Source organism: Aureibaculum luteum (assembly GCF_003449015.1).
GTDB classification, from domain to species: Bacteria; Bacteroidota; Bacteroidia; order Flavobacteriales; family Flavobacteriaceae; genus Aureibaculum; species Aureibaculum luteum.
The window spans coordinates 694,370-716,607 of sequence record NZ_QRGD01000002.1; the positions used below are offsets into that span (position 1 = coordinate 694,370).

Below are 22,238 nucleotides of genomic sequence, written 5' to 3' on the forward strand. Positions count from 1 at the left end.
GGTATATTATGTTAAATAGAGACAGCCCTTTTTTAGACGGCCTCAGATAATTTTGATAAAACAATAGGTGAAAATAAGCGTTAAATGTTTTAAATCGATACTACTTAACATCAATAAACACTGCTAATAACAAGGTTACTACCATTTAATTAAGAAGTACCGACCATCTTTAAAATATAGCGTTTTGAACAGTAATTGTTTCCAAAAGTATGTGAAGCCTTGATTTTTTGTTTCTTTTGCATCAAGGCAAAAGAAAGTTAAGATAATTTGGATATGGATTAATTGGCTATTCTATTTAAATGAGAAATTCCAACAGTACGCCAAGTAACAATTTGATAATAACCTTCAGTTACTTTATTTAATTTTTTGCTGATATTTCTTTTAAATTTTACTCCTATGTTAAATGTTATCCCATATGCAGCTGCATCAGCGACTAATTCGGATGATATATCATCTACACTGTTCGAAGAGTATTTTATTTCGAAGTAAACTAACCCGAGAGCCGTAATCATTCTTTTAGGATTAGTGGTGGAATAAATATATGCCCTACAGTCTTCATAATTAAGATTTTTTGCTAATTCAACTATTATTTGGTCGTTTAAAGAATATTGATAATATTTTCCTTCAACATTTAGTTCCTTATTAGCAAATTTAGAATATGCGGCTGTTAATTTTGCTTTAAACGAATCTAAATTGGCAACAGAAACAGATGGATTTGCAGCTTTTATACTTTCTAAATCACTATTGACAGTGGCTGTAACATCTAAATTAAGAGTTTCTTTTTCATTATAAAATAGACTCTGTCCACTAGAACCAGTTGATCCTAAATTTCTAACGTCAGAAACTAAAAATGGCGATTTAGCACTAGTATTTGAACAAGGAATTTTTAAATCACCTCCTTTATATCCTTCAGAAAATACATGGCCTAAAATTTGAAAAGCGATTTTTTTTGGTGATGTATTATCCTCTAATTGGGGATCATATGTCTTTTTCTTCATTAGCATAATTGGTCCATAATTGCCAGGATTACAATTATCGCAAATGTCTGCTGATTTTATTTTTTTACCTTGAATTGTAATTGTCTTACAGCTATAAAAAGATAATATTAGACATATGATAATATAATTGATTTTTTTCATAATAAAGTAGGTTAATTATTTGTCTTACAAGTTATTGTGATATTCCAGTACCAGTCAACAGGGTTTTTCCCCTTTTTTGAAAGGGTTTTTCCCTTAATATTTAGGGTGTATTTCCTCTTTTATATATTATTTATTTCACATATATTTATATGTTATGGCTACAACAAATACACAACGTGAATTAATAGATTTTTTATGGGACTGGACAAATCCCCTTGGAAGCTGGAGTAAACTATTGGTGGAATTAGTTACCAATAAACAATCAGCACTTGACCAGAATGAACGTAATCTCATTTTTGACTACTTTTTACAAGATATTGGGTTTGCTCATGATGTGCCACTTCCACCATTATTAATTACAAAACCTAGTTTTACACCTCCTTCGAAAGAAATATTATTAACAAAGCTTTCAGAAGTTAAAGGAGTAAACAAATTAGCTGAAGACCAGGTCATGGAATTTAGTCCAAATATTACGATTGTTTATGGAAATAACGGTGTTGGTAAAACTGGATATAGTCGTGTTTTAAAATCTCAGGGGTATAGTTTTGACAACAATATTAGTATTCTTTCAAATGTTCATGAAACTCAAGTGAAACAAAGTGCTCGACTCGATTTTCATTCTGATGGAAATCCCGTTTATCTTGATTGGCAAGGTGATCGCTCAGAATCTGACCTTAATGCCATAGCCGTATTTAACAGTGATTGTGTTAATATTTCTCTTTCAAATACTCGTGAGTTATTAGTCAAACCAAAAGGCTTTTATTTGTTCACTTTGGTTACTAATGAACTTGCTCAATTAATGAACCTATTAGATGTTCGATATACACTCCATCCTGTTGACTTACAATGGAAAGATCAGTTGCATGAAGCGACTCCACAAAATATATATATTGATCTATTAGCCCATAACGCAAATCAAGATTTGCTTATTGAATTATCTACATTTTCTGAAGAGCATCAAACAACATTTGCCCAAAAGGAAGATGAATTAAAAAATCTAAGCAAGGCTGCTTTAGAAGCGACCCTTAATAATTGTCTCCTTATGCTAACTGAACTCACTTCAGTTATAACGACAATTAAACATACACAATCTCATCTTTCTAAAACGAATTGGGATTCAATTATCGCTTATAATGCAATCCTCAAAAAATTAAAAGCGAAAACTCAACATGGTATTGCTGGTTTAGCTGAAGCAAATGGGTTGGAACAATTTGATACTGATGTATTTTCCAATTTCTTAAAAGCTGCTGAAGCTTATATTAAATTGCTTGATAAGGAGAACTATCCGAATAATGAAGAAGCTACTTGTGTGTACTGCAAGCAAGATTTGCAAAATGAACAAGCTAGAAAACTAGTTGAGAGCTATGGTAAAATTTTAAATGACACTACCGAAACTGAAATTGTAAAATATAAAAAACTGAAAACTGAGATTGTTGAGCATATTAATTTAATAACTGAAACTATTACTTTCCATCAACCTACATTTGGTGTTTTGGAAGATAGTAGAATCTTGCAGCCGCAAGAAGTTATAGACTTTAATAAAAAAATTTTATTATTTAAAAACAAAGTAGTTAATAATAATGTTGAGGCAAACCTTACCTTCGATATTAATTACTTGGCAATAATCCAATTTCTGGAATCAAAACGAACAGAACTTACTACTTCAAGAGATGCAATTGTTCAACTCTTAGGGAATTTAACAAAAACCGAAATAAAACTTAAAGCGGATATAGCTGAACTAAAAGACAGAAAATTATTATCAGATAATAGACAAGGAATATTCACTACTATTACTAACTTATTATCCCGAAAATTAATAGACGATAATAGGTCGCAATTTAGCACCAACTCATTAAGTATTAAAACTACTCAGGCTCGTGAAGAATTAGTTGCTCAAGATTTTCAACAAAAATTCACTACTGAATTAATGGGATTTAGGAAACAGCATCTTCATGTTAGTCTTGGTTTCTTTTCGCAACAAGGAAATTCTCATATACGACAAAACGTTGCTACATATAATATAAATAAAGTATTAAGTGAAGGTGAACAAAAAACTATTGCACTTTGTGAATTTTTAACCGAGCTACAACTTGACACAACTGTTGCTCCTGTCGTATTTGACGACCCAGTGAATTCTCTTGACCACAATATAATGCAGGATGTAGCAAAAAGATTAGTTAATTTATCAAAAGAACGACAAGTAGTCATATTTACACATAATGTGCTTTTTTATAATGCGTTTTTTGCGTTACAAGGACATGTCATCTATCGAGATAATACTGATTTTAAATTTTATAAAGTAAATACTGATGGTACTAATACTGGTTATTTGTCTGATGGTACACCCATAAATAAATTGAGAACATACACCAGTAAGCTTAACGTGATTTGTACTGATGGGACAAAAGGACGAAGTGAAAATGAAGTTGCAGCCGAAGGCTATGATTATCTTCGAACTGGATTAGAATTATTAGTCTCAAATACAATTTTTCAAGAAATAGTTGGGAGATTCAGAAATAACATAATGATGACAAAATTTCCAGCTGTAAAAGGAGATATGATAGAAAAATATAAGGCAGAAATAGATAATATGTTTGGACGGGCTAGTGGGTTTATAAGAGCACATAGTCATCCTGAAGAGCAACATACTCCTCCTACAATGAGTGATTTAAAAGCAGATTATGAACGTTTTAAAGCTATAGAAACTGATTTTAAAAATTAAAAAATATTAAAATAAAAAAATGTCAGATACTAACGATAAATCAGACTTACTATTTGAAACATAGACATTTATTATGAACGATAAAGAAGAATTTGATAAAACTATTAGAGCATTTGCAAAAGAAAACTATAGATGAAATAATTGAAGACATCTCGAACATGGAAGATAACCAACTAAAAAACCTTAATGAATGGGCAATTAAAGGAGAATTCTATGAAGTATGTCAAGGTATTAAAGAAGTTCTTGATTCAAGAAATAAAAAAGTTAAAACTTAATAAGACATCTTATCATTTATGAATCCATTCAATGAAAAGGCATACAAATTCATAAAATTAGAGCTTATTAAAGCTGAATTTGAAGTTCTTCCAAATGAAAGTGGGAGGGAAGGAGTAAATTTTAGTTTTAAAACCAATAATGGAAATCTTCATGAACTATATTTACAACCCATTAATTTAGACTCCGAAAGAAAGGTAAAGATTCCAAAACAAAAGTTAGGTGAGCCAAAAGACAATCTTTGGGTTGCATTAGTATTTATGATGGATAATGAGCCTTTTAATGCTTATTTGATACCTTCAAAAACAGTAACAACCCCTGACGATTATATTTTTTTAGAAAATGAGGTAAATGGTTTTCCACATTTATCAAATTGGGAAACCGAAGGTTCACGAACTCCTATAAAATTAGTAAGTTAGCACGTGAGTAAATTAAGGTATTTACTAAGGCTATTCCTGAATTGAGTAAGTTTTCTTTAGATAAAATGTTAAATAAATTGAATTAACATGTACGAAATAGATTCAAAAGATAAAGTTCAAGAATTAAAAGACTTTCCGCAATCATCAGTTGGAGCACCAATACCCGTTGTTTTAGCCTCAGAACTTAATGTTGCAGTTGCTTATTATTTAAATGATATTCCTAAAGGATGGGATGGTTCTAATATAAAGATGGTTGATGCAACAAATTCTGATGAGCCTTTAGCAATTGTAGTTTTTGATTTATGTTCAGCACATTATTTTGGACCACCGAATGATGAAGCTTTTTCTGGTCACCCGTTAGCAAATAGGGGTTTAGAACCTTATGGAAACTTTGAAATCATAAATTCTTCTTGGATTCGCAAATTAGAAAAAATGAATTCAGTACATCCATACCATGATAAAAAACGGTTTGTTGAAAATAAAAGACACTATATATTAACGTTCCATGATTCAATTTTTGAATGTATCGCTCAAAAGCTTACAATTCATCTAGGAAGAGGTTCGATTAAAGAAATGATTCCTAAAATGTCTGAATTAGTTCTTTAATATTATGTTAAATAGGACAGAGTGTTAAAAAATAGTCCTGTGGACTATTTTAGCGAATGGGTCAGCTGGCGGGAGGGGCTTTTTTTGTCGGCCTTAGATAATTTTGGCAAAACAATAGGTGAGAATAAGCGGCCATGTTTTAAATAGATACTGCGAAACACTAATAAACACTGCTAATAACAAGGTTATTACAATTAAACTTAGAATTACCGACCATCTTTAAAATATAGCGTTTTGAACCGTAATGGTTTCCAAAATAATGTGAAGCCTTGATTTTTTGTTTTATGTATTTAGCTAAAAAGGTCTACTAGACCTTTTTAACTAAATAGTGTATCAAGACAAAAGAAAATGAAAGTTTGGATGAAGCAGTTGGCAAAAAGGGTAAATTGAAAAACTAAAGTAAGCAAGTGTATAGAATTTTTAATTTCAAAAATTTATACTCTTGCGGAAACCTTACCAGAAGCTTGTGAAAACTTTTTCAACCGAATTATTTTGAAATACAGGAATTTTAAAACTACCTAAAAGGTCAGCTTTTTTTTTGGCGGTTGCAAGCGGTTGGAAATTTGTGTATAAAATAAATTGTGATAACAATTTGATTTTATAAAGCAATCTAGTGGTTGTAGGCGGCAATTTTACATAATGACAAATTATGGGACAAATATGTCAACTGAGTATTCTTAGAACTGTTTGTATGGAGAATGTTCAATACTTATAGGGAATATTAAAACTGTGAGAATCGTCTGTATGAATTTTTATTGACCCAAGCACTGAATATCGAAATTATGAAATAAACATTCTGGGATATTTTACATAATATAATTATAGGATCTAATACAACGTACTAATTATTGAGTTTTACTAATTATAATTGTAACAAGAGAACCGTAATTTACTTTAACATAATTATGGTCGATATAAAACACTAGCGTGTTATTATATCTATAATTATGTTAATAAGCAGAGCTTACCGTAAATTACTATGTATTTGTCCTATAATTTATATTATGTTAAATAGAATTTTCTTTTAACCATAGACAAGTATTAATCCTACTCCTTTCTTAAAATCAATGTTGTCATACTTCTTTGATTATGAACTAAGGTTGTTTTCACATTTTCTAAAAAAGTAAGCTCTTTTTTATTTTGTAGTTTCCGTAATATTTTTTCATCTAATAAAAACCGTGTTGAACCATCCGGTAACTCATAAACACCATCATTAATCATTTTGACTTGATTTTCAATTCCAAAATTGGACGCCATTCTTATGAGTAAACTTCCTTGAGGTTTTAATACTCTCAGTAATTCATCAAACATTTTCCAAAACTGGCTTAAATTTTGTGCAAAATGTAATACCGCACTACAGATGATATGATCAAAGCTATGTGATTCATATGGTAATTCCTCAATCAACCCGTATCTAAAATTATTACGCTGCCTAACATATTTCTCCATACAATACGCAATACTTTCTATATGAGTATCTACTCCATGAATCTCAAAATCGTTGTTATAAAACCATATTAAGTTTCGACCTGTTCCGCAACCAGCATCTAAGATCTTTGAACCTGCTTGATAGTTATTTTTTACTATTTGGTCTAAAATATAAATATCAATTCCCTCAATGTTTTCTTTTAATAATTGAATGTTCATAAATTTAATTTAGTCAACTGCAAATTACAATTTCTTATTCAAAATTGTAACGTTATATCCATGATTGTAACCCGAAACCTCCCCGTCCGTTCGAGTGATCTTGAGGAACGAGTCCCGACACTTCGAGATTCTGAGGCTATCGCCTCTTAGAAAAACACTCGAAGTGACGTACAATTTATGATTATCACTAGAAGTTAAACCTATTCGTCCGTTCGAGTGATCTCGAGGAATGAGTCCCGACACTTCGGGAGTATCGAGAACTTTTAAATAACTTAAATATCAATTACATTAGCTATACTTACATAAAACACTGCTACCAACTTTAGAATTAAAACAGAATTAATGTTGTACTTTACTATAAATAAAAAAACGCAATGATGATTTTAAAGAAATTAAGTGTAATAGCTCTCTCGATATTTGTTTTTGGAGCATTTCAAAACTGTACTAAAAGTGACGAGAGTAACAATACTGCAAAAGTGCAACTAAAACTAATAGATGCTCCAGGAGACTACATAGAAGTTAATGTTGAAATTGTCGATATTCAGTATAATAGTTCGGAATCCAAAGAAGGTTGGGTAAGTTTCACCCCCGAAAACGGCTATCCTATTCAAGTAGATTTAACCCAACTTATTGCAGGCAATAGCCTTTTATTAGCTGATCAAGTCATTTCTTCTGGAATGCTAAAGCAAATAAGATTGATATTAAGTGATAACAATACCATCACCTATCTTGGTGTTGATAATGAACCTGTAACAACGCATTTAGATACACCAAGTGCTCAGCAGTCTGGATTAAAATTAAAAATTAATACCGAATTAGAATCAGGTTTTTCGTACAACTTTATTTTAGATTGGGATGTGCAGAAATCAATAGTTAAAGCAGGAAATTCGGGCAAGTTTAACTTAAAACCTGTAATTCGTGTAAATACAGAGGTTAATTCGGGGTCTGTTATGGGCATAATAACTGGAGATGTTGATGGAGACGAAATTGATGGTGCTGTACCTCTAGCAGGTGTTAATGTAGGTGTTTACACACCTGATAATGTTTACATTACGGGATCTTTAACTAATGAAAATGGCGATTTTATAATTCAAGGTCTTGATGCTGGGGAATATAAAATCGGAATTGAACATTATGGTTTTGACCCTTATAATTCCACCGATGCAATATTAGTAGAAGTGGGGACTGTTTTAGATCTTGGAACCATAGAATTGTTGGAAACAGCATCATAAGCATAAACACATTTACTTTATAAATAGAAAAATCCCTCAATGTTAACATTGAGGGATTTTTCTATTCCAAAGATTATATCGAGCCTTTAAGAAACGTAATAAACACTTCTCGATACTCCCGACACTTCGGGATTCAACGGCTGTCGCAAATTTAAAACACTCGAAGAGACGTTCCATTAATACTCATAACAGCAAAATAGTCTTTAGCGTCCGTTCGAGTGATCTTGAGGAGCGAAAGATAGTATCGAGAACCTTTAGGTAACGTGATAAACGCTTCTTGATACTCCCGACGCTTCGGGATTCAATTTGCTATCGCAAATTAAAAACACTCGAAGAGACGGATAATTTATCATTGTAACTAGAATTTAAACCTCCCCGTCTGTTCGAGTGATCTCGAGGAACGAAAGATAGTATCGAGAACTCTTTAAGCAACGTAATAAACGCTTCTCGATACTTCCAACACTTCGGGATTCTACAGCTATCGCAAATTTAAAACACTCGAAGTGACGCTCAATTTATCATTATAACTAGAATTTAAACCTATCCGTCCGTTCGAGTGATCTCGAGGAACGAGAGATAGTATCGAGAACCTTTACTTAAATTTCTTTTTAGCCAAATTAGATAGCAACTCATACTCGTCATTTATCAAAGCCTCTTTTTTCGCTCTTGACCATTTTTTTATTTGTTTTTCAGTAACTATAGCTAAGTTTATATCGGTAAATTCAGCATAAAACACTAAAACTACAGGTCGTCTTTGAAAAGTATAACTATCTTTAAAAACAGCATTTTCATGTTGAAATAATCTTTTGGTTAAATCCGAAGTTACTCCAGTATAGTAAGAATCATCATTACATTTTAATATGTAAACAAAAGAAAGTTGCATTTAGTAAAACTAGGTATAATTATTTGATAATAAAACCTTATCGCCTCTCCCCGTCCGTTCGAGCGATCTCGAAGAATGAAAAATAGTATCAAGAACCTTTAAAAAACGTAATAAACACTTCTCGATACTCACGACACTTCGAGATTCAATTAGCTATCTCAATTTAAAAACACTCGAAGAGACGGATAATTTATCATTGTAACTAGAATTTAATCATATCCGTCCGTTCGAGTGATCTCGAAGAATGAAAAATAGTATCAAGAACCTTTAAGCAACGTAATAAACGCTTCTCGATACTCCCGACACTTCGGGATTCTACAGCTGTCGCAAATTTAAAACACTCGAAGTGACGTACTGAGAACAGATAAACTAAAATTTATTTCATTTCTATGCGTTTATAAGTTAGTAAACTAGCAACACCATTTTTAAGTCAACCATGCGTTCCATTAAAATCATTCTCTTTCTTATTTATAATTTGGCTTCAGCAACCATAACTTATGGTCAACATTCTGTGGCTAGAGATTGGAATGAACAATTACTAGATGCCATTCGTAATGATGTAGCTCGACCAACATCACATGCTCGGAATCTATTTCATAGTTCCATGGTTATGTACGATGCTTGGGCCATTTTTAATGACGAAGCTGAAACCATTTTACTCGGAAAAACCTATGGTAACTATACTTCTACTTTTTCTGGTATTCCAGAACCTACAGATAAAGAATCTGCCATACAAGAAGTATTGAGTTATGCCATGTTTACTTTACTCAACCATAGATTTCAAAATTCACCCTTGGTAAGTACCACAAAAAAGTCTTTTCTTGACCTTTTAGTTTCTTATGGTTATGACCCCAATTTTACAACAACCGATTATAGTACAGGCTCTTATGCTGCTTTAGGTAACTATTTAGGCAATGAAATGATTGCTTTTGGCCTGCAAGACGGCTCTAATGAAGCGAATGATTACGACAATCAGTATTATGAGCCCGTTAACCCGCCCATACAATTGAATACCTATGAAGAGACTATTGACATTGACCCAAATCGTTGGCAACCCCTCGCCTTTGATGTCTTTATAGATCAAAGTGGGAATGTTTCCAATTCTAAAACACCTGATTTTTTAGGTCCCGAATGGGGACAAGTCACACCATTTTGTCTACAACCAACCGACCTTAAAGTCTTAAACCATAACTTTAACAGCTATGTGTATAACGACCCGGGGCCACCACCTTACATTAAAAACTCAGATGAGGACGGAATTGACGATGCCTACAAATGGAATTTTTTATTGGTAGCGGCTTGGTCGGCACATTTAGATCCAAATGATAATACCTTAATTGACATTTCACCTTCAGCCATAGGCAATGCAGATATTGACAATTTTGACGATAACTTTGACGCCTATAAATCTTTTTACGATTTTACCGATGGTGGCGATTCAGGAACTGGTCATGCTATGAACCCAATTACAAACCTACCCTATACCCCACAATTGGTAAAAAGATCTGATTATACACGCGTATTAGCGGAGTTTTGGGCAGATGGCCCTGATTCAGAAACACCACCCGGACATTGGTTTACCATCTTAAACTATGTGAATGATCACCCCTTATTAGAGAAGCGATTAGGCGGAGAAGGCGAAATTATTGGCGATTTAGAGTGGGATGTAAAATCCTATTTAATGTTAGGTGGTGCCATGCATGATTGTGCCGTAAACACTTGGGGAATCAAAGGATATTACGATTATGTACGTCCCATATCGGCCATACGTTATATGTCTAGCAAAGGACAAAGCACCAATAAATCGTTACCGAGTTACAATCCACACGGAATTCCGCTAGTGGACGGATTAACTGCCGTTATTGAAGCTGGTGATGCCTTGGCTGGAACAAATAATGAAAACGTAGGTAAAATAAAAATATATGCTTGGAAAGGTCCTGATTTTATTGATGATCCTGAAACCGATACCGCTGGTGTCGATTGGATTTTAGGAACGCATTGGTGGCCGTATCAACGTGGTACTTTTGTTACGCCTCCTTTTGCGGGTTATGTTTCTGGACATTCTACGTTTTCTAGAGCTGCTGCCGAAGTAATGACATTGCTCACAGGAAATGAATATTTTCCTGGTGGAATGGGAATCTTTGATATCAATCAAAATGACTTTTTAGTTTTTGAACAAGGCCCCACGCAGGACTTCACCTTACAATGGGCAACCTATAGAGATGCCTCAGATCAGACAAGTTTATCACGAATTTGGGGAGGAATTCATCCTCCAATTGACGATATAAGAGGACGAAAAATTGGAGAAAAAATTGGTGTAGCATCATATAACATCGCCTTAAAATACTTTAATGGTGAACCAATTAACACGAATGATACAATCGTATGGAGCCTCTTCCCTATTCCTTTTGACAATGAAATTACATTACAGCAAGAAAATGCAGATACCTTTCAAGTTGACATTTTTACATCAACAGGTAAATTGGTCTATAACAAGAATATAGAACAACAAACCAATACTATTACATTAAGCTTGTTAAACCTAAATAAAGGTGTGTATTTCACCAAAATCACAAGCAATTCAGACCATTCAGTCCATTACGAAAAGATAATTAAACAATAAACATCTTATTTATTTTCTTGCAATAGTCAACTAATATAGGTTTACAATCGTGTGACTTGAAAACCAGTACGCGATAAATCTATATCTACAAAACGAGCCAAACTATTAGGTGGATTGTTAATTAGCGTTTGTCTTATTTTACTAGCCGCTTCTTGGTCCTTAGCAATGATAAAAATAAAACCACCACCACCCGCTCCCAGTAATTTAAAAGCAGAAGCATAATCTTTAATCAACGACAGAATCTTTTGAACTTCTGGCGGATTTGTCCCTGCATCTAATTGCTGATTCTGTACCCAAGTTTGAGCCACACAATTACTGAAATTCGTAAAATTACCGCGTTGTAACGCATCAATCGTGTCAAAAGCATGCTGTTTTATCTCTCCTAAAAGAGTATTGTTTTTGTTTTCATTTAGAAACATACATCTCACTATATCAGACAATATGTTTTTTGAAACACGCGTTATTCCTTTGTAATACAGCAACATACGTGCTTTATTTTCTGGTTCAGAAAAGATAAATTCTGGAGCCCATTTAATTTCAGGAAGTTGACTACTCCCCTTTTGCGTATGGATTAATTTTATACCTGGTAAAACTTTTCTCGTAAAGTGGAACTTGAAGATCCAATAAATTCTGATCAATTTGCTGACCTCGCTCGTTCCCATCTAAATACAGGTATGGGTGTCAATATTTTTCCTGACGGAGCATATCCAGGTAAGCGTCTACTTTGTCCGCCAGCATGAATTAAAATTCTCTTTTCTTTACCCAGCCATTGACTAAAACTTTCCGATATATCCTCTTTCCAACATTCTTTCAACTACCAAGTTGTACTGCCTCCAGAGCCTAAAGGTGTATTTTCTGGGTCAGTAGCACAAATCCATTCGTCGCGATTTTTATCTTCAATTTCATGAAAATAGTTGATCAGATTAGTAGGCAAAGAGAGTAATTTTTTCATAAGATAAATATACTTTATTAAGTATTTACAACTATTTGATTTTCCTATTTTATTTGTGCTACTATTTCTAAAGATAGCTAAAGTAATTTATTTGTTAAAAAAACATGAATAAGGGAATCCACTCTTTTTTATTACTCTAATTTTGCCCGATGCAAATAAAAAAAACAAGCCAATTTGAATTTATTGCTTTAATGGCATCGTTAATGTCCGCTGTAGCATTAGCTATAGACGCATTACTACCTGCATTATCGTATATAGGCATCAGTATTGGCACCCTTGAAGAAACGGACAATCAGCTAATCATAACCATGATTTTCTTGGGTTTAGGGATTGGCCCCTTATTATTTGGCCCCATTTCTGATAGTTTGGGTAGAAAACCTGTGGTTTATATGGGTTTTGGCTTGTTTATTATTGCCAGTTTTATTTGCGTTTATGCTACCAGTTTAAACATGATGATTGCAGGGCGAATTTTACAAGGAATTGGACTTTCAGCTCCAAGAACTATTGCTATCGCTATGGTAAGAGATAAGTACAGTGGTGATTATATGGCGAGAATCATGTCGTTTATTACCGTGGTTTTCTTATTGGTACCTACGGTAGCACCCGCTACTGGAAAATTTATTCTTGACCATTATAACTGGCAAGCTATTTTTTACAGTCAATTGATTTTTAGTGTGTTAATCTCAATTTGGTTTTGGAAACGCCAAGACGAAACCTTAGCTGTTGAAAATCGTGTTCCGTTTTCTTCGCACATCTTTATGAATGGCCTAAGAGAAATTCTAAAACATAAAGCGACCATAGGTTACACGGTAATTTCAGGATTTATCACTGGAGCCTTTATCGTATATTTAAGTGGAAGTCAACAAATATTTGAAAAACAATATTTAATGGTTGATCAATTCCCATTTATTTTTGCAGGATTAGCTATTGCCGTAGGTACAGCAACCTTTTTGAACGGAACCTTGGTGCTGCGATATGGTATGGAGAAACTGGTTACTTTTGCGTTGTTAGGTTTTATAACGTCTTCCTTTCTGTATTGCATATTCTTTTTCAATACAGGCAATCCACCCGTAGCCATTTTAATCGTATTTTTTGCCTTGCAATTCCTATCTATAGGATTTCTTTTTGGTAACTTAAGAGCATTAGCCATGCAGCCCGTGGGCCATATAGCGGGTATAGGAGCTGCAATTACTGGTTTTATCTCCACATTAATGGCAGTATCTATTAGCACCTATATTGGTAGATTTATAAACGACACTGCCCTTCCCTTATTTATTGGATTCTTTATTTGTGGTATACTTGCTTTTATAGTACTATTGCTTTTAAAAAGAGGGAAACTCAGGCTTCTTGCTCCACACATAAAAGAGTGATAACACAACTTGTTTCCTGATTAAAAAACCCTCGATACTAGACACCAAGTTATAACCCGTTACGCTTTAATTATCCCAAAACGATAGCTATTTTTATAACCATTCCAAAAAATAATCCATCATTTCTTCTTTAAGTTGACGATGTAATTTTGTGTAGGTACGCATATCATTACGTAAATTATGCTGTTCATTTTGCAGTCTACCATCAATTTCTTCATTTAAATCCGCAGCTTTAATACTCTTAATTTTTGCTTTACACCGATGTTGTAATTTAGATATGGCATCTTGCTCTATCATAATCTTATTCTGAAAACTTTCTAAAGGAACTAAAGCCCTCTTACTGAACTCCCTACTAGCTATCTCTTCAAGTTTTTTTTCAAATAAACCCATTTCCTTGGCATGAAACTTCAATTCTCTTCTCCAAATCTCTAAATTAAATTTTAAATCGCTTAAATACAATACTTTGGTCTCCATATTACTATTGTTTTAAATTATACATTAATGATTTACTAACTGTTGTTGCACATTGTTTGGTACAGGCTGATAAGCCGAAAATTTAGAACTAAAAGAAGCTCTACCTTGCGTTAAGGAGCGTAAACTAGTGGAATAGCCAAAAAGTTCCGCAGCAGGTGCGATACATTTTAATATCTGATAACGCCCGTTACTTTCAACACTTTGAATAATAGAGCGTCTCGATTGTAAATCAGTCATCACATTCCCAACCATCTCCTCAGGTACTTTTACGGTTAATTCTTGTGCCGGTTCTAATAATTTGGGATTCGCATTTAAAAAGGCCTCTTTAAACGCATGTGCTCCCGCTATTTTGAATGAAATATCATTAGAATCTACAGAATGCATTTTTCCATCATAAACCATAACGCGTACATCTCTGATATACGAATCCGTTAGTGGACCCGATTCCATTACTTCTAAAACCCCTTTCATTACAGATGGTAGATATCGCAAATCAATAACCCCTCCTACAATACAATTATAAAAAACAAGCTTTCCACCCCAAGGTAAATCCACTTCTTCTTTACCTTTAATATTAAATCCTTCAGGGTCCGACATACCCTCTTCCCAAGGTTCAATTTTCATATGTACTTGAGCAAATTGCCCAGCACCACCTGATTGTTTTTTATGCTTATAACTAGACGTTGACGATCGTTTTATCGTTTCTCTATAGGTAATTTTCGGTTTTTCAAAGTGTACTTTTATACCATATTCATTCTCTAATTGCCAATTTACAATGGCCAAATGCAATTCTCCTTGACATCCTAATATTAACTGTTTCGATTCTTTCGCATAATGAATGGTTACGGTTGGGTCTTGATTGTGAATTTTCTTTAAGGCCTCATTTAATTTTTCTTCATCCTTTTTATTTTCAGCAACAATAGACCTTCGGATTCTAGGCTCTGGGTATTTTATAGGTCTGATAGTAATAGATTTACCAACCTCGTGAAGCGTATCATTTGTTTCGGTATATTTTAATTTTAACGTAGCTCCAATATCTCCTACAGTCAATTTTGAAACAGGTTCACGCTTTTTACCATCCATAATAAACAATTGATTGATAGCCTCCGTTTCTCCATTTCTAGAATTTACCATTTTATCATTTACCTTAATCTCTCCTGACTCTACTTTAAAATAAGTGATTTGACCTAAACTAGGCTCATTAAGCGTTTTAAATATAAACAAACTTGTTGGTGCTTCTTTCTTACCGATAATATCTTTGCCCTCTAGAGTTTGCTCAATATTTAAATCCGCTGCTGCGGGAGCTACATTATCTATAAAGCCCATTAAACGACCTGTACCCATATCATTTAAAGCAGAAACACAAAATACAGGAAATAATTCTTGATTCAACATCCCAGCTTTAATGCCTTTACGCATCTCATCTTCATTTAAAGTGCCTTTTTCAAAGAATAACTCCAACAATTCGTCATCATTCTCCGCTGCTTTTTCAATTAATTCATTATGCAATTTATTAGCCAATTCCATCTGATCATCTGGGATTGGTAATTTCTCAGGCTTACCTCCTGTAGGTTTAAATTTATAAACTTTCATTTTAAGAACATCAACAATACATTGAGCTCCATCTATTTTAATGGGATACTGAATTTTAACCGCATTTTTCCCTACCAAAGAGGTAATGCTCTTAAAACTCTCATCAAAATTAGCATTGATATGATCTATTTGATTGATAACAAAAAGTGTTGGTTTACTAAATCTATCTACATAATTCCATATTATTTCTGTACCAATTTCTACACCATATTGTGCGTTTAGTACCGTAACAATAGTATCTGCCACCCTAATGGAAGAAATAATTTCACCTATAAAATCATCTAAACCAGGAGTGTCAATAATATTTATTTTATAGTTTCTCCATTCCGTATGTAAAGGCGTAGCAAACACCGAATTACCACGTTCTTGTTCCACCTCATGAAAATCTGATATCGTGTTTTTTGTTTCTACCGCTCCTCTCCTATTAATAAGACCAGCCTCAAAGAGCATTGTTTCTGAAAGTGTTGTCTTACCGCTATCATGAGCCCCTACAAAGACTACGTTTTTAATGTGTTTGTCGTCATATATTTTCATAGTAAAAGATTTAGGAATTAATTAGAACCCTAAAGCTAAGAAGAGAAAATCGGAAAAAACATGATATTTATTAGCTTTCACTAAAAAAGAAGAAATACATAAAATATATTTAAAGAACTGATTATCAAACGATAATAGATGTTATACATAGGGTCAATTTCAATATGAATTCATATTCCAATTGAAATAGCAATTAATTTTGGAAAAACAAACTGCACATTTTAAGGTAAAATATTCACTGAATCATAAACAACTACTTTTTTCCACAATGGTGAAGACTCTTCAATAAATCGTTTATGGTTGGGCTCTATTTGATAGGCATCATGGTCCTTTTTGGTCGCAAAAGTGAGCAGTAAGCTGAAGGAATAGGTACTATCAATAACTTCTCTATCCGTTTGAGCGGGAGTACCAACATGTTTGGTTTTAATAAAAACGGACTGGCTTATAAAGTTAATTAATGATTTTTCAAAAGCCGCTCTATCAACTGCACTATCCGGATTCTTTAACCAAAAAAACACGTTATGAGCAAAATTACCTTGAGTCATTTTATAAATTTTTAATGCTAATTTAAAATCAAATATAGAAAATCATTTTACTATATTTGTTGATAATCGAATATTTATGAATATGAAAAGTAAATTAATCAGTCTTTCAGTTGTTTGCGTTTTAATGCTAATTACTCCATGTTTACAAGCACAATCAGAAAATTTATTGATTTTCTCTAAAACGGAAGGCTATCGTCATAAATCGATTGAAACAGGAATTGTAGCCATAAAAAAATTAGCAAAGGAAAATGACTTTAATGTAACTGCTACTGAAGATGCTACCTATTTTAATGCTGACACTTTAAAAAACTATAAGGCCGTTTTATTTTTAAGCACCACTGGTAATATTTTAAACGAAGAACAACAAGACAGCTTTAAAAAGTTTATACAATCTGGTGGTGGATTTGTAGGTATTCATGCAGCAACAGATACAGAGTTTGATTGGCCATGGTATGGAAAATTAGTTGGTGCTTATTTCGCTTCACATCCTAAACAACAACAAGCCACTGTTACTATTATTGATTACAAACATATGGCAACCAAAATGCTACCAAAAAAATGGTCACTTTTTGACGAATGGTACAATTTTAAAGATATTAGTGAAGACATAGATGTACTTGCAAATTTAGATGAAACAAGTTATACGGGTGGTGAAAACGGTAGCCACCACCCTATTTCTTGGGTTCAAGAATATGACGGAGGTAAAATGTTCTATACAGGCATGGGTCACACTAACGAAGCTTTTGCTGATACCGACTTTTTAGCTCATGTTTTAGGCGGAATCCAATATGTATTTGACAGATCTAAAGAATAAGAACTTTTTAATAATTTAGAAGCTCATTTATTGCCGCCCCTAGTTTGTCTTTACCTAAATATTGAGACTCCAATTGAGGTTCAAAAGGAATAGGTGTTTCAATACTAGCCACACGCTTCACTGCAGCGTCTAAATATTCAAAACAATTTTCATGGATTAATGCTGAAATATCACTTGCCACACCACCAAATAAAGAATCTTCCTGAACAACAAGTGCCTTACCCGTCTTTTTAACAGAAGCATAAATGGTTTCTGTATCTAACGGCTTTAAAGTTCGTAAATCAATGACATCTGCAGAAATAGAAGTTTCTTTGAGATAATCTAAAACCCAATGTAAGGCATATCCAAAAGAGATAATAGTAATAGCAGTCCCCTCCTTAAGTAATGCCGCTTTTCCTAAAGGTAATGTATAGTAATCTTCGGGCACTTCTTGACGGATGCTTCTGTACAAGGCTTTATGTTCAAAAAACAACACAGGATTAGGATCTTCAATCGCCGTGGCCAATAAGCCTTTTGCATCATACGGAAATGCAGGGTAAACTACTTTTAAACCCGGTGTTTTAGTAAACCAAGCCTCATTCGTTTGACTATGAAAAGGACCAGCTCCTACACCCGCTCCACAAGGCATTCGTATAACAACATCTGCATGTTGCCCCCATCTGTAATTCGATTTTGCCAGTAAATTTACAATCGGGTTAAAGCCCGAACTTACAAAATCTGCAAATTGCATTTCAACGACGGACTTAATACCACTAATAGATAATCCATAAGCAGCAGAAACAATGGCTGATTCACATATTGGAGTATTCCTTACTCTCCCTTTGCCAAAAGCCTCTACAAAACCTTCTGTGATCTTGAAAACACCACCATATTCAGCAATATCTTGCCCCATAACCACCAAGTCATCATGACGCTCCATGCACTGTTTTAAACCCTGAGAAATAGCATCTATAAAACGAATAGTCTCATTATTACCTACGGGTTTAACCTCTTGATAATTAAATGATTTAAAAACATCACTTAATTCTTTTTCTAAATTAGGGATTAATCGTTCTTCATTAAATGCGAGCTCTAAATTTTCATTAATTTGATGCACCATTTCAACTTTAAACGAAACCTCCATTTCTTCAGTTAAAATTTCTTTATTCTTTAGAAACTCTTGATAATTTTCTAACGGATCTTTAGCACCCCATGTATCCAATAATTCTTGCGGTACATATTTCGTTCCACTAGCTTCTTCATGCCCACGCATTCTAAAAGTCATAAATTCAATAAATACTGGTCGCGGATTTTTACGTACACTTTTAGCAATGTCTGCTACTTTTTGATAAACATCGAGTACATTATTTCCGTCAACAACATGACTTTCCATACCATATCCTTTTGCACGATCAGCCAATTGCTCACAATTAAATTGCTCTTTTGAAGGTGTTGATAATCCATACCCATTATTTTCAACACAAAAAAGCACGGGTAAACTCCAAACAGAAGCCACATTTAACGCCTCATGTATATCCCCTTCACTCGTTCCACCTTCACCAGTAAACACCGCACAAACTTGATTGTTTTTTTTAAGTAAATTACCTAAAGCAATTCCGTCAGCCACTCCAAACTGAGGACCTAAATGTGATATCATTCCAATAATATGAAACTCTTGTGTACCGAAATGAAAACTCCGGTCTCTTCCATTAGTAAAACCATTAATTTTACCTTGCCATTGCGAAAACAAACGATACAACGGAACACCTCTCGAAGTGAAAACACCTAAATTTCTATGCATTGGCAAAATATATTCATCACTTTCTAAAGCGGATGAAACACCTATTGATATAGCTTCTTGGCCAATACCACTAAACCATTTAGAGATTTTACCTTGACGTAATAAAATTAACATCTTCTCTTCTATTAATCGCGGTAAAAGCAATCCTTTATATAATTCTAACAGCTTTTTATTGGAAAGATTTTTTTTAAAATACATAGGTAGAGTTGATGATTGACTTTAATAAATAAAAAAAAACGCTCTCAAATGTATTGAAAGCGTTTAATAAATTAAAATTTATAATTAATTATATTTTATAAGCATCAAAAATAGCATGCATCAACCTCTTTTTATCATTGATAACCTCCTCTAGAGAAATTGAAGTTTCCGTTCTTAAAACACCTTTGATTTCGTCAATTCTAAAAATAACATTCTTAGCATGTTTCGTATCAATTGCTCTTATTTTACAAAAAACAGCGAATTTACCAGTTGTCAAGTGTGCAACCGTTACTTCTGGTATCTTAAGCAGCTCATCAACAACTTGTTGAGTGAATGATGAATTCTCAATAAACACACCTATATAGGCTATAAAGGAATAATTCATTTTATCATAGTCAACCGTTAAGGTTGAACCTTTTATTACACCCTCCTCTTCCATTTTTTTTACGCGAACATGAATTGTTCCTGCAGAAACCAGCAATTTTTTTGCAATATCTGTAAATGGGGTTCTAGCATTTTCGATAAGAACATCAATTATCTGATGATCTATTTCGTCTAGTTTGAATTTTGACATATTATGTTATTTTCATTAAAAATACTAAATTCTTACTTTTTCCCTTAAAAAACTAATAAAATGTGATTTAATTGTCAAAAAGTTTACTAAGTGACAATTTGGTCTTATATTTTTCACCTTTTTTATTGATAATCGTATTGGCACTATAATCAGATAAATCGCCAACAATCTCAATAGTGGGTCTAAAAATTATTTTTTTATCTTCAAGCGTTTCTTTAAATAATACACCAACATCTACCAACCTATTTTCTTCTACCAACTCAATGTTTTTGTAAATAATATCTAAAAATGACTTTTCATTATTCGGAATTTCAAAATAAGCTTCATAATTTGAATTATCTTTCTCTGACGCTATAAAGGAAATTCCAGCTACTAAGCTTATAAAATTAAATCGCCTAACCTCTTCCCTATTATAATCATCTTGATAATGCCCCGCCTCTATTAATATGGTATAGTATCCTGCTTTCTGAAAATTATCACCTGTAGCAGTAGGGTAAAACTCATCTGTATACCTGCCAATTTGCCCAGGAATTACCTGTGCTAACGAACTAAAAATCGCATTAATAACTGACATTGTTATTTTTCTACCTTCAGTTACCTCACGCGATTCTTCTTCTGACGGTGCTAAAAAAGAAATGGTTGCCGGATAGTCTCCTACATTAAATATAGTACGCTGATCATGTAAATTAAAACAATATTTAGGATTAACATCTTTTAAAACAGCTTGTAATATTTTACTTTCAGGTGCTTTTACAGTAACAGCATCACGGTTTAAATCAATATTTTGAGCATTTACTCGCGTATATACAGCAGCACCGTCTGGATTCAACATTGGTACAAACACCAAAGTACACGTTTTCAAAATCTCATTCACCATTAAATTACCATCATCATCTAACCATTTTAACAAATCAAATAAGGCTTTTGTCCCTGTACTTTCATTTCCATGCATTTGTGACCAGAGCAATATTTTTATCTTACCACTACCAATGGTAATTTTATGAATTGGTATTCCTTTATAAGAATGTCCAATAATTTTTTTAGAAAATTTCTTTGATAAATTCTTCAATAAAGGTTCAATATCAGCATAGGTAAGATACCTTCCAAATAGATTATTTTCTTTATGGTTTTTACTCCAAGAAACTAATGTGTTTAAATCTGTTATATTCATTTTACAAATGTAAATAAAGTAATGTTTACAATTGTAAAATATATAATTCATTTTCTCCTCCCTAATTCCTATCAGATAATTACAAATGTAAATATATAATAAATATAACATTTAAAGTGCTATATATCAACATTTAAAATAACATTAAGTGAAGTTTTAATTCAATAATATAATTAATATTTTAATTATTTAACGTGTAATCAAAATCTATTTATTTACATTTGTAACTTAATATAATAATGTGATTAACAACATAGACTTTTCGAAACGACTAAATATGGTGATGGAATATTACCAACTCTCTGCTACTGTTTTTGCCGAGAAAATTGGGGTGCAACGCTCTAGTATTTCACATTTATTATCAGGTAGAAACAAACCCAGTTTAGATTTTGTTTTGAAGGTTTTGGAGCACTTTAAAGAAGTTGAATTGTATTGGTTGTTAAAAGGCAAGGGAACATTCCCATCTAAAAAAGAGGCGTCCTCCTCCACCACTATTTCCAATAACGATGCCCCCATTATTAAATTAAAGGAAAAGAGCCTTCAAAATAATATTGACCGAATTATCATTTTTTACAAAGACGGAACATTTGAAAATTATACTGAAAAAAGCAACTAATAGCAATTGCGTAATTTCAATTTTGATTTCACTTTTAAATATCAAAAAATGCAACGCATAAAAAAAGCCTCAC

At 33.1% G+C, this 22,238-nt stretch carries 21 protein-coding genes; 9 read left to right on the plus strand and 12 right to left on the minus strand.

Translation table 11 applies throughout. From position 1 onward, the window contains the following. Positions 1-278: 278 nt before the first annotated feature. On the minus strand, positions 279-1,139 hold the full coding sequence (locus D3P13_RS08230) for a hypothetical protein (RefSeq protein ID WP_157972864.1): 861 nt from the start codon (positions 1,137-1,139) through the stop codon (positions 279-281). Between the two features lie 154 nt (positions 1,140-1,293). On the opposite strand from D3P13_RS08230, the gene D3P13_RS08235 reads away from it, so the two are divergent. From D3P13_RS08235 to D3P13_RS08250, 4 genes are all read left to right on the plus strand, one after another. Next, the gene (locus D3P13_RS08235; protein WP_117881095.1) at positions 1,294-3,861 is read left to right on the plus strand and encodes an AAA family ATPase; all 2,568 of its coding nucleotides are present in this window, start codon (positions 1,294-1,296) and stop codon (positions 3,859-3,861) included. Between the two features lie 113 nt (positions 3,862-3,974). Continuing rightward, positions 3,975-4,136 carry a hypothetical protein gene (locus D3P13_RS08240; protein WP_157972865.1) on the plus strand — a complete coding sequence of 54 codons (162 nt, stop codon included), beginning with the start codon at positions 3,975-3,977 and terminating at the stop codon, positions 4,134-4,136. Between the two features lie 18 nt (positions 4,137-4,154). After that, positions 4,155-4,553 (plus strand): hypothetical protein, encoded by a 399-nt coding sequence (locus tag D3P13_RS08245; RefSeq protein ID WP_117881101.1) that lies wholly within the window; start codon positions 4,155-4,157, stop codon positions 4,551-4,553. A gap of 87 nt (positions 4,554-4,640) precedes the next feature. Beyond that, positions 4,641-5,159, plus strand: a complete 519-nt coding sequence (locus D3P13_RS08250) for a hypothetical protein (RefSeq protein WP_198679991.1) — start codon at positions 4,641-4,643, stop codon at positions 5,157-5,159. A 1,047-nt stretch (positions 5,160-6,206) separates the two neighbouring features. On the opposite strand, the gene D3P13_RS08255 is transcribed toward D3P13_RS08250, so the two are convergent. Beyond that, positions 6,207-6,806, minus strand: coding sequence for a class I SAM-dependent methyltransferase (locus D3P13_RS08255; RefSeq protein ID WP_117881104.1), 600 nt, complete (start codon positions 6,804-6,806; stop codon positions 6,207-6,209). Between the two features lie 374 nt (positions 6,807-7,180). On the opposite strand from D3P13_RS08255, the gene D3P13_RS08260 reads away from it, so the two are divergent. Then, entirely contained in the window at positions 7,181-8,038 is an 858-nt protein-coding gene (locus D3P13_RS08260; RefSeq protein WP_117881108.1) for a DUF4382 domain-containing protein, read from the plus strand. 592 nt (positions 8,039-8,630) lie between these two features. On the opposite strand, the gene D3P13_RS08265 is transcribed toward D3P13_RS08260, so the two are convergent. Further along, on the minus strand, positions 8,631-8,921 hold the full coding sequence (locus D3P13_RS08265; RefSeq protein ID WP_117881112.1) for a GIY-YIG nuclease family protein: 291 nt from the start codon (positions 8,919-8,921) through the stop codon (positions 8,631-8,633). Positions 8,922-9,357: 436 nt separating this feature from the next. On the opposite strand from D3P13_RS08265, the gene D3P13_RS08270 reads away from it, so the two are divergent. Then, complete coding sequence (locus D3P13_RS08270; protein ID WP_117881115.1) at positions 9,358-11,544, plus strand: T9SS type A sorting domain-containing protein; 2,187 nt, start codon at positions 9,358-9,360, stop codon at positions 11,542-11,544. Positions 11,545-11,585: 41 nt separating this feature from the next. On the opposite strand, the gene D3P13_RS08275 is transcribed toward D3P13_RS08270, so the two are convergent. From D3P13_RS08275 to D3P13_RS21900, 3 genes are read right to left on the minus strand one after another with little or no spacing between them, the layout of a single operon-like run. After that, complete coding sequence (locus D3P13_RS08275) at positions 11,586-12,206, minus strand: hypothetical protein (RefSeq protein WP_117881118.1); 621 nt, start codon at positions 12,204-12,206, stop codon at positions 11,586-11,588. Next, positions 12,179-12,358, minus strand: coding sequence for a hypothetical protein (locus tag D3P13_RS21895; protein WP_157972867.1), 180 nt, complete (start codon positions 12,356-12,358; stop codon positions 12,179-12,181). The genes D3P13_RS08275 and D3P13_RS21895 overlap by 28 nt, the downstream gene beginning before the upstream one ends. Next, positions 12,359-12,496 carry a hypothetical protein gene (locus tag D3P13_RS21900; RefSeq protein ID WP_157972868.1) on the minus strand — a complete coding sequence of 46 codons (138 nt, stop codon included), beginning with the start codon at positions 12,494-12,496 and terminating at the stop codon, positions 12,359-12,361. Positions 12,497-12,645: 149 nt separating this feature from the next. On the opposite strand from D3P13_RS21900, the gene D3P13_RS08280 reads away from it, so the two are divergent. Beyond that, on the plus strand, positions 12,646-13,866 hold the full coding sequence (locus D3P13_RS08280; protein ID WP_117881121.1) for a multidrug effflux MFS transporter: 1,221 nt from the start codon (positions 12,646-12,648) through the stop codon (positions 13,864-13,866). A gap of 93 nt (positions 13,867-13,959) precedes the next feature. Here D3P13_RS08280 and D3P13_RS08285 read toward each other — a convergent pair whose 3' ends face one another. From D3P13_RS08285 to D3P13_RS08295, 3 genes are all read right to left on the minus strand, one after another. After that, complete coding sequence (locus D3P13_RS08285; protein WP_117881123.1) at positions 13,960-14,340, minus strand: hypothetical protein; 381 nt, start codon at positions 14,338-14,340, stop codon at positions 13,960-13,962. A gap of 24 nt (positions 14,341-14,364) precedes the next feature. After that, on the minus strand, positions 14,365-16,467 hold the full coding sequence (locus D3P13_RS08290) for an elongation factor G (protein ID WP_117881126.1): 2,103 nt from the start codon (positions 16,465-16,467) through the stop codon (positions 14,365-14,367). Between the two features lie 221 nt (positions 16,468-16,688). After that, the gene (locus D3P13_RS08295; RefSeq protein WP_117881129.1) at positions 16,689-17,012 is read right to left on the minus strand and encodes a Dabb family protein; all 324 of its coding nucleotides are present in this window, start codon (positions 17,010-17,012) and stop codon (positions 16,689-16,691) included. Between the two features lie 82 nt (positions 17,013-17,094). On the opposite strand from D3P13_RS08295, the gene D3P13_RS08300 reads away from it, so the two are divergent. Beyond that, positions 17,095-17,826, plus strand: a complete 732-nt coding sequence (locus tag D3P13_RS08300) for a ThuA domain-containing protein (RefSeq protein WP_117881258.1) — start codon at positions 17,095-17,097, stop codon at positions 17,824-17,826. Positions 17,827-17,833: 7 nt separating this feature from the next. On the opposite strand, the gene D3P13_RS08305 is transcribed toward D3P13_RS08300, so the two are convergent. From D3P13_RS08305 to D3P13_RS08315, 3 genes are all read right to left on the minus strand, one after another. After that, positions 17,834-19,804, minus strand: coding sequence for an alpha-ketoacid dehydrogenase subunit alpha/beta (locus tag D3P13_RS08305; protein ID WP_117881132.1), 1,971 nt, complete (start codon positions 19,802-19,804; stop codon positions 17,834-17,836). Positions 19,805-19,892: 88 nt separating this feature from the next. Next, complete coding sequence (locus tag D3P13_RS08310; protein ID WP_117881135.1) at positions 19,893-20,378, minus strand: Lrp/AsnC family transcriptional regulator; 486 nt, start codon at positions 20,376-20,378, stop codon at positions 19,893-19,895. A 67-nt stretch (positions 20,379-20,445) separates the two neighbouring features. Further along, positions 20,446-21,549 carry a M14 family zinc carboxypeptidase gene (locus D3P13_RS08315; protein ID WP_117881138.1) on the minus strand — a complete coding sequence of 368 codons (1,104 nt, stop codon included), beginning with the start codon at positions 21,547-21,549 and terminating at the stop codon, positions 20,446-20,448. A gap of 241 nt (positions 21,550-21,790) precedes the next feature. On the opposite strand from D3P13_RS08315, the gene D3P13_RS08320 reads away from it, so the two are divergent. After that, on the plus strand, positions 21,791-22,165 hold the full coding sequence (locus D3P13_RS08320; protein WP_117881142.1) for a helix-turn-helix domain-containing protein: 375 nt from the start codon (positions 21,791-21,793) through the stop codon (positions 22,163-22,165). The last annotated feature ends 73 nt before the right edge of the window (positions 22,166-22,238 follow it).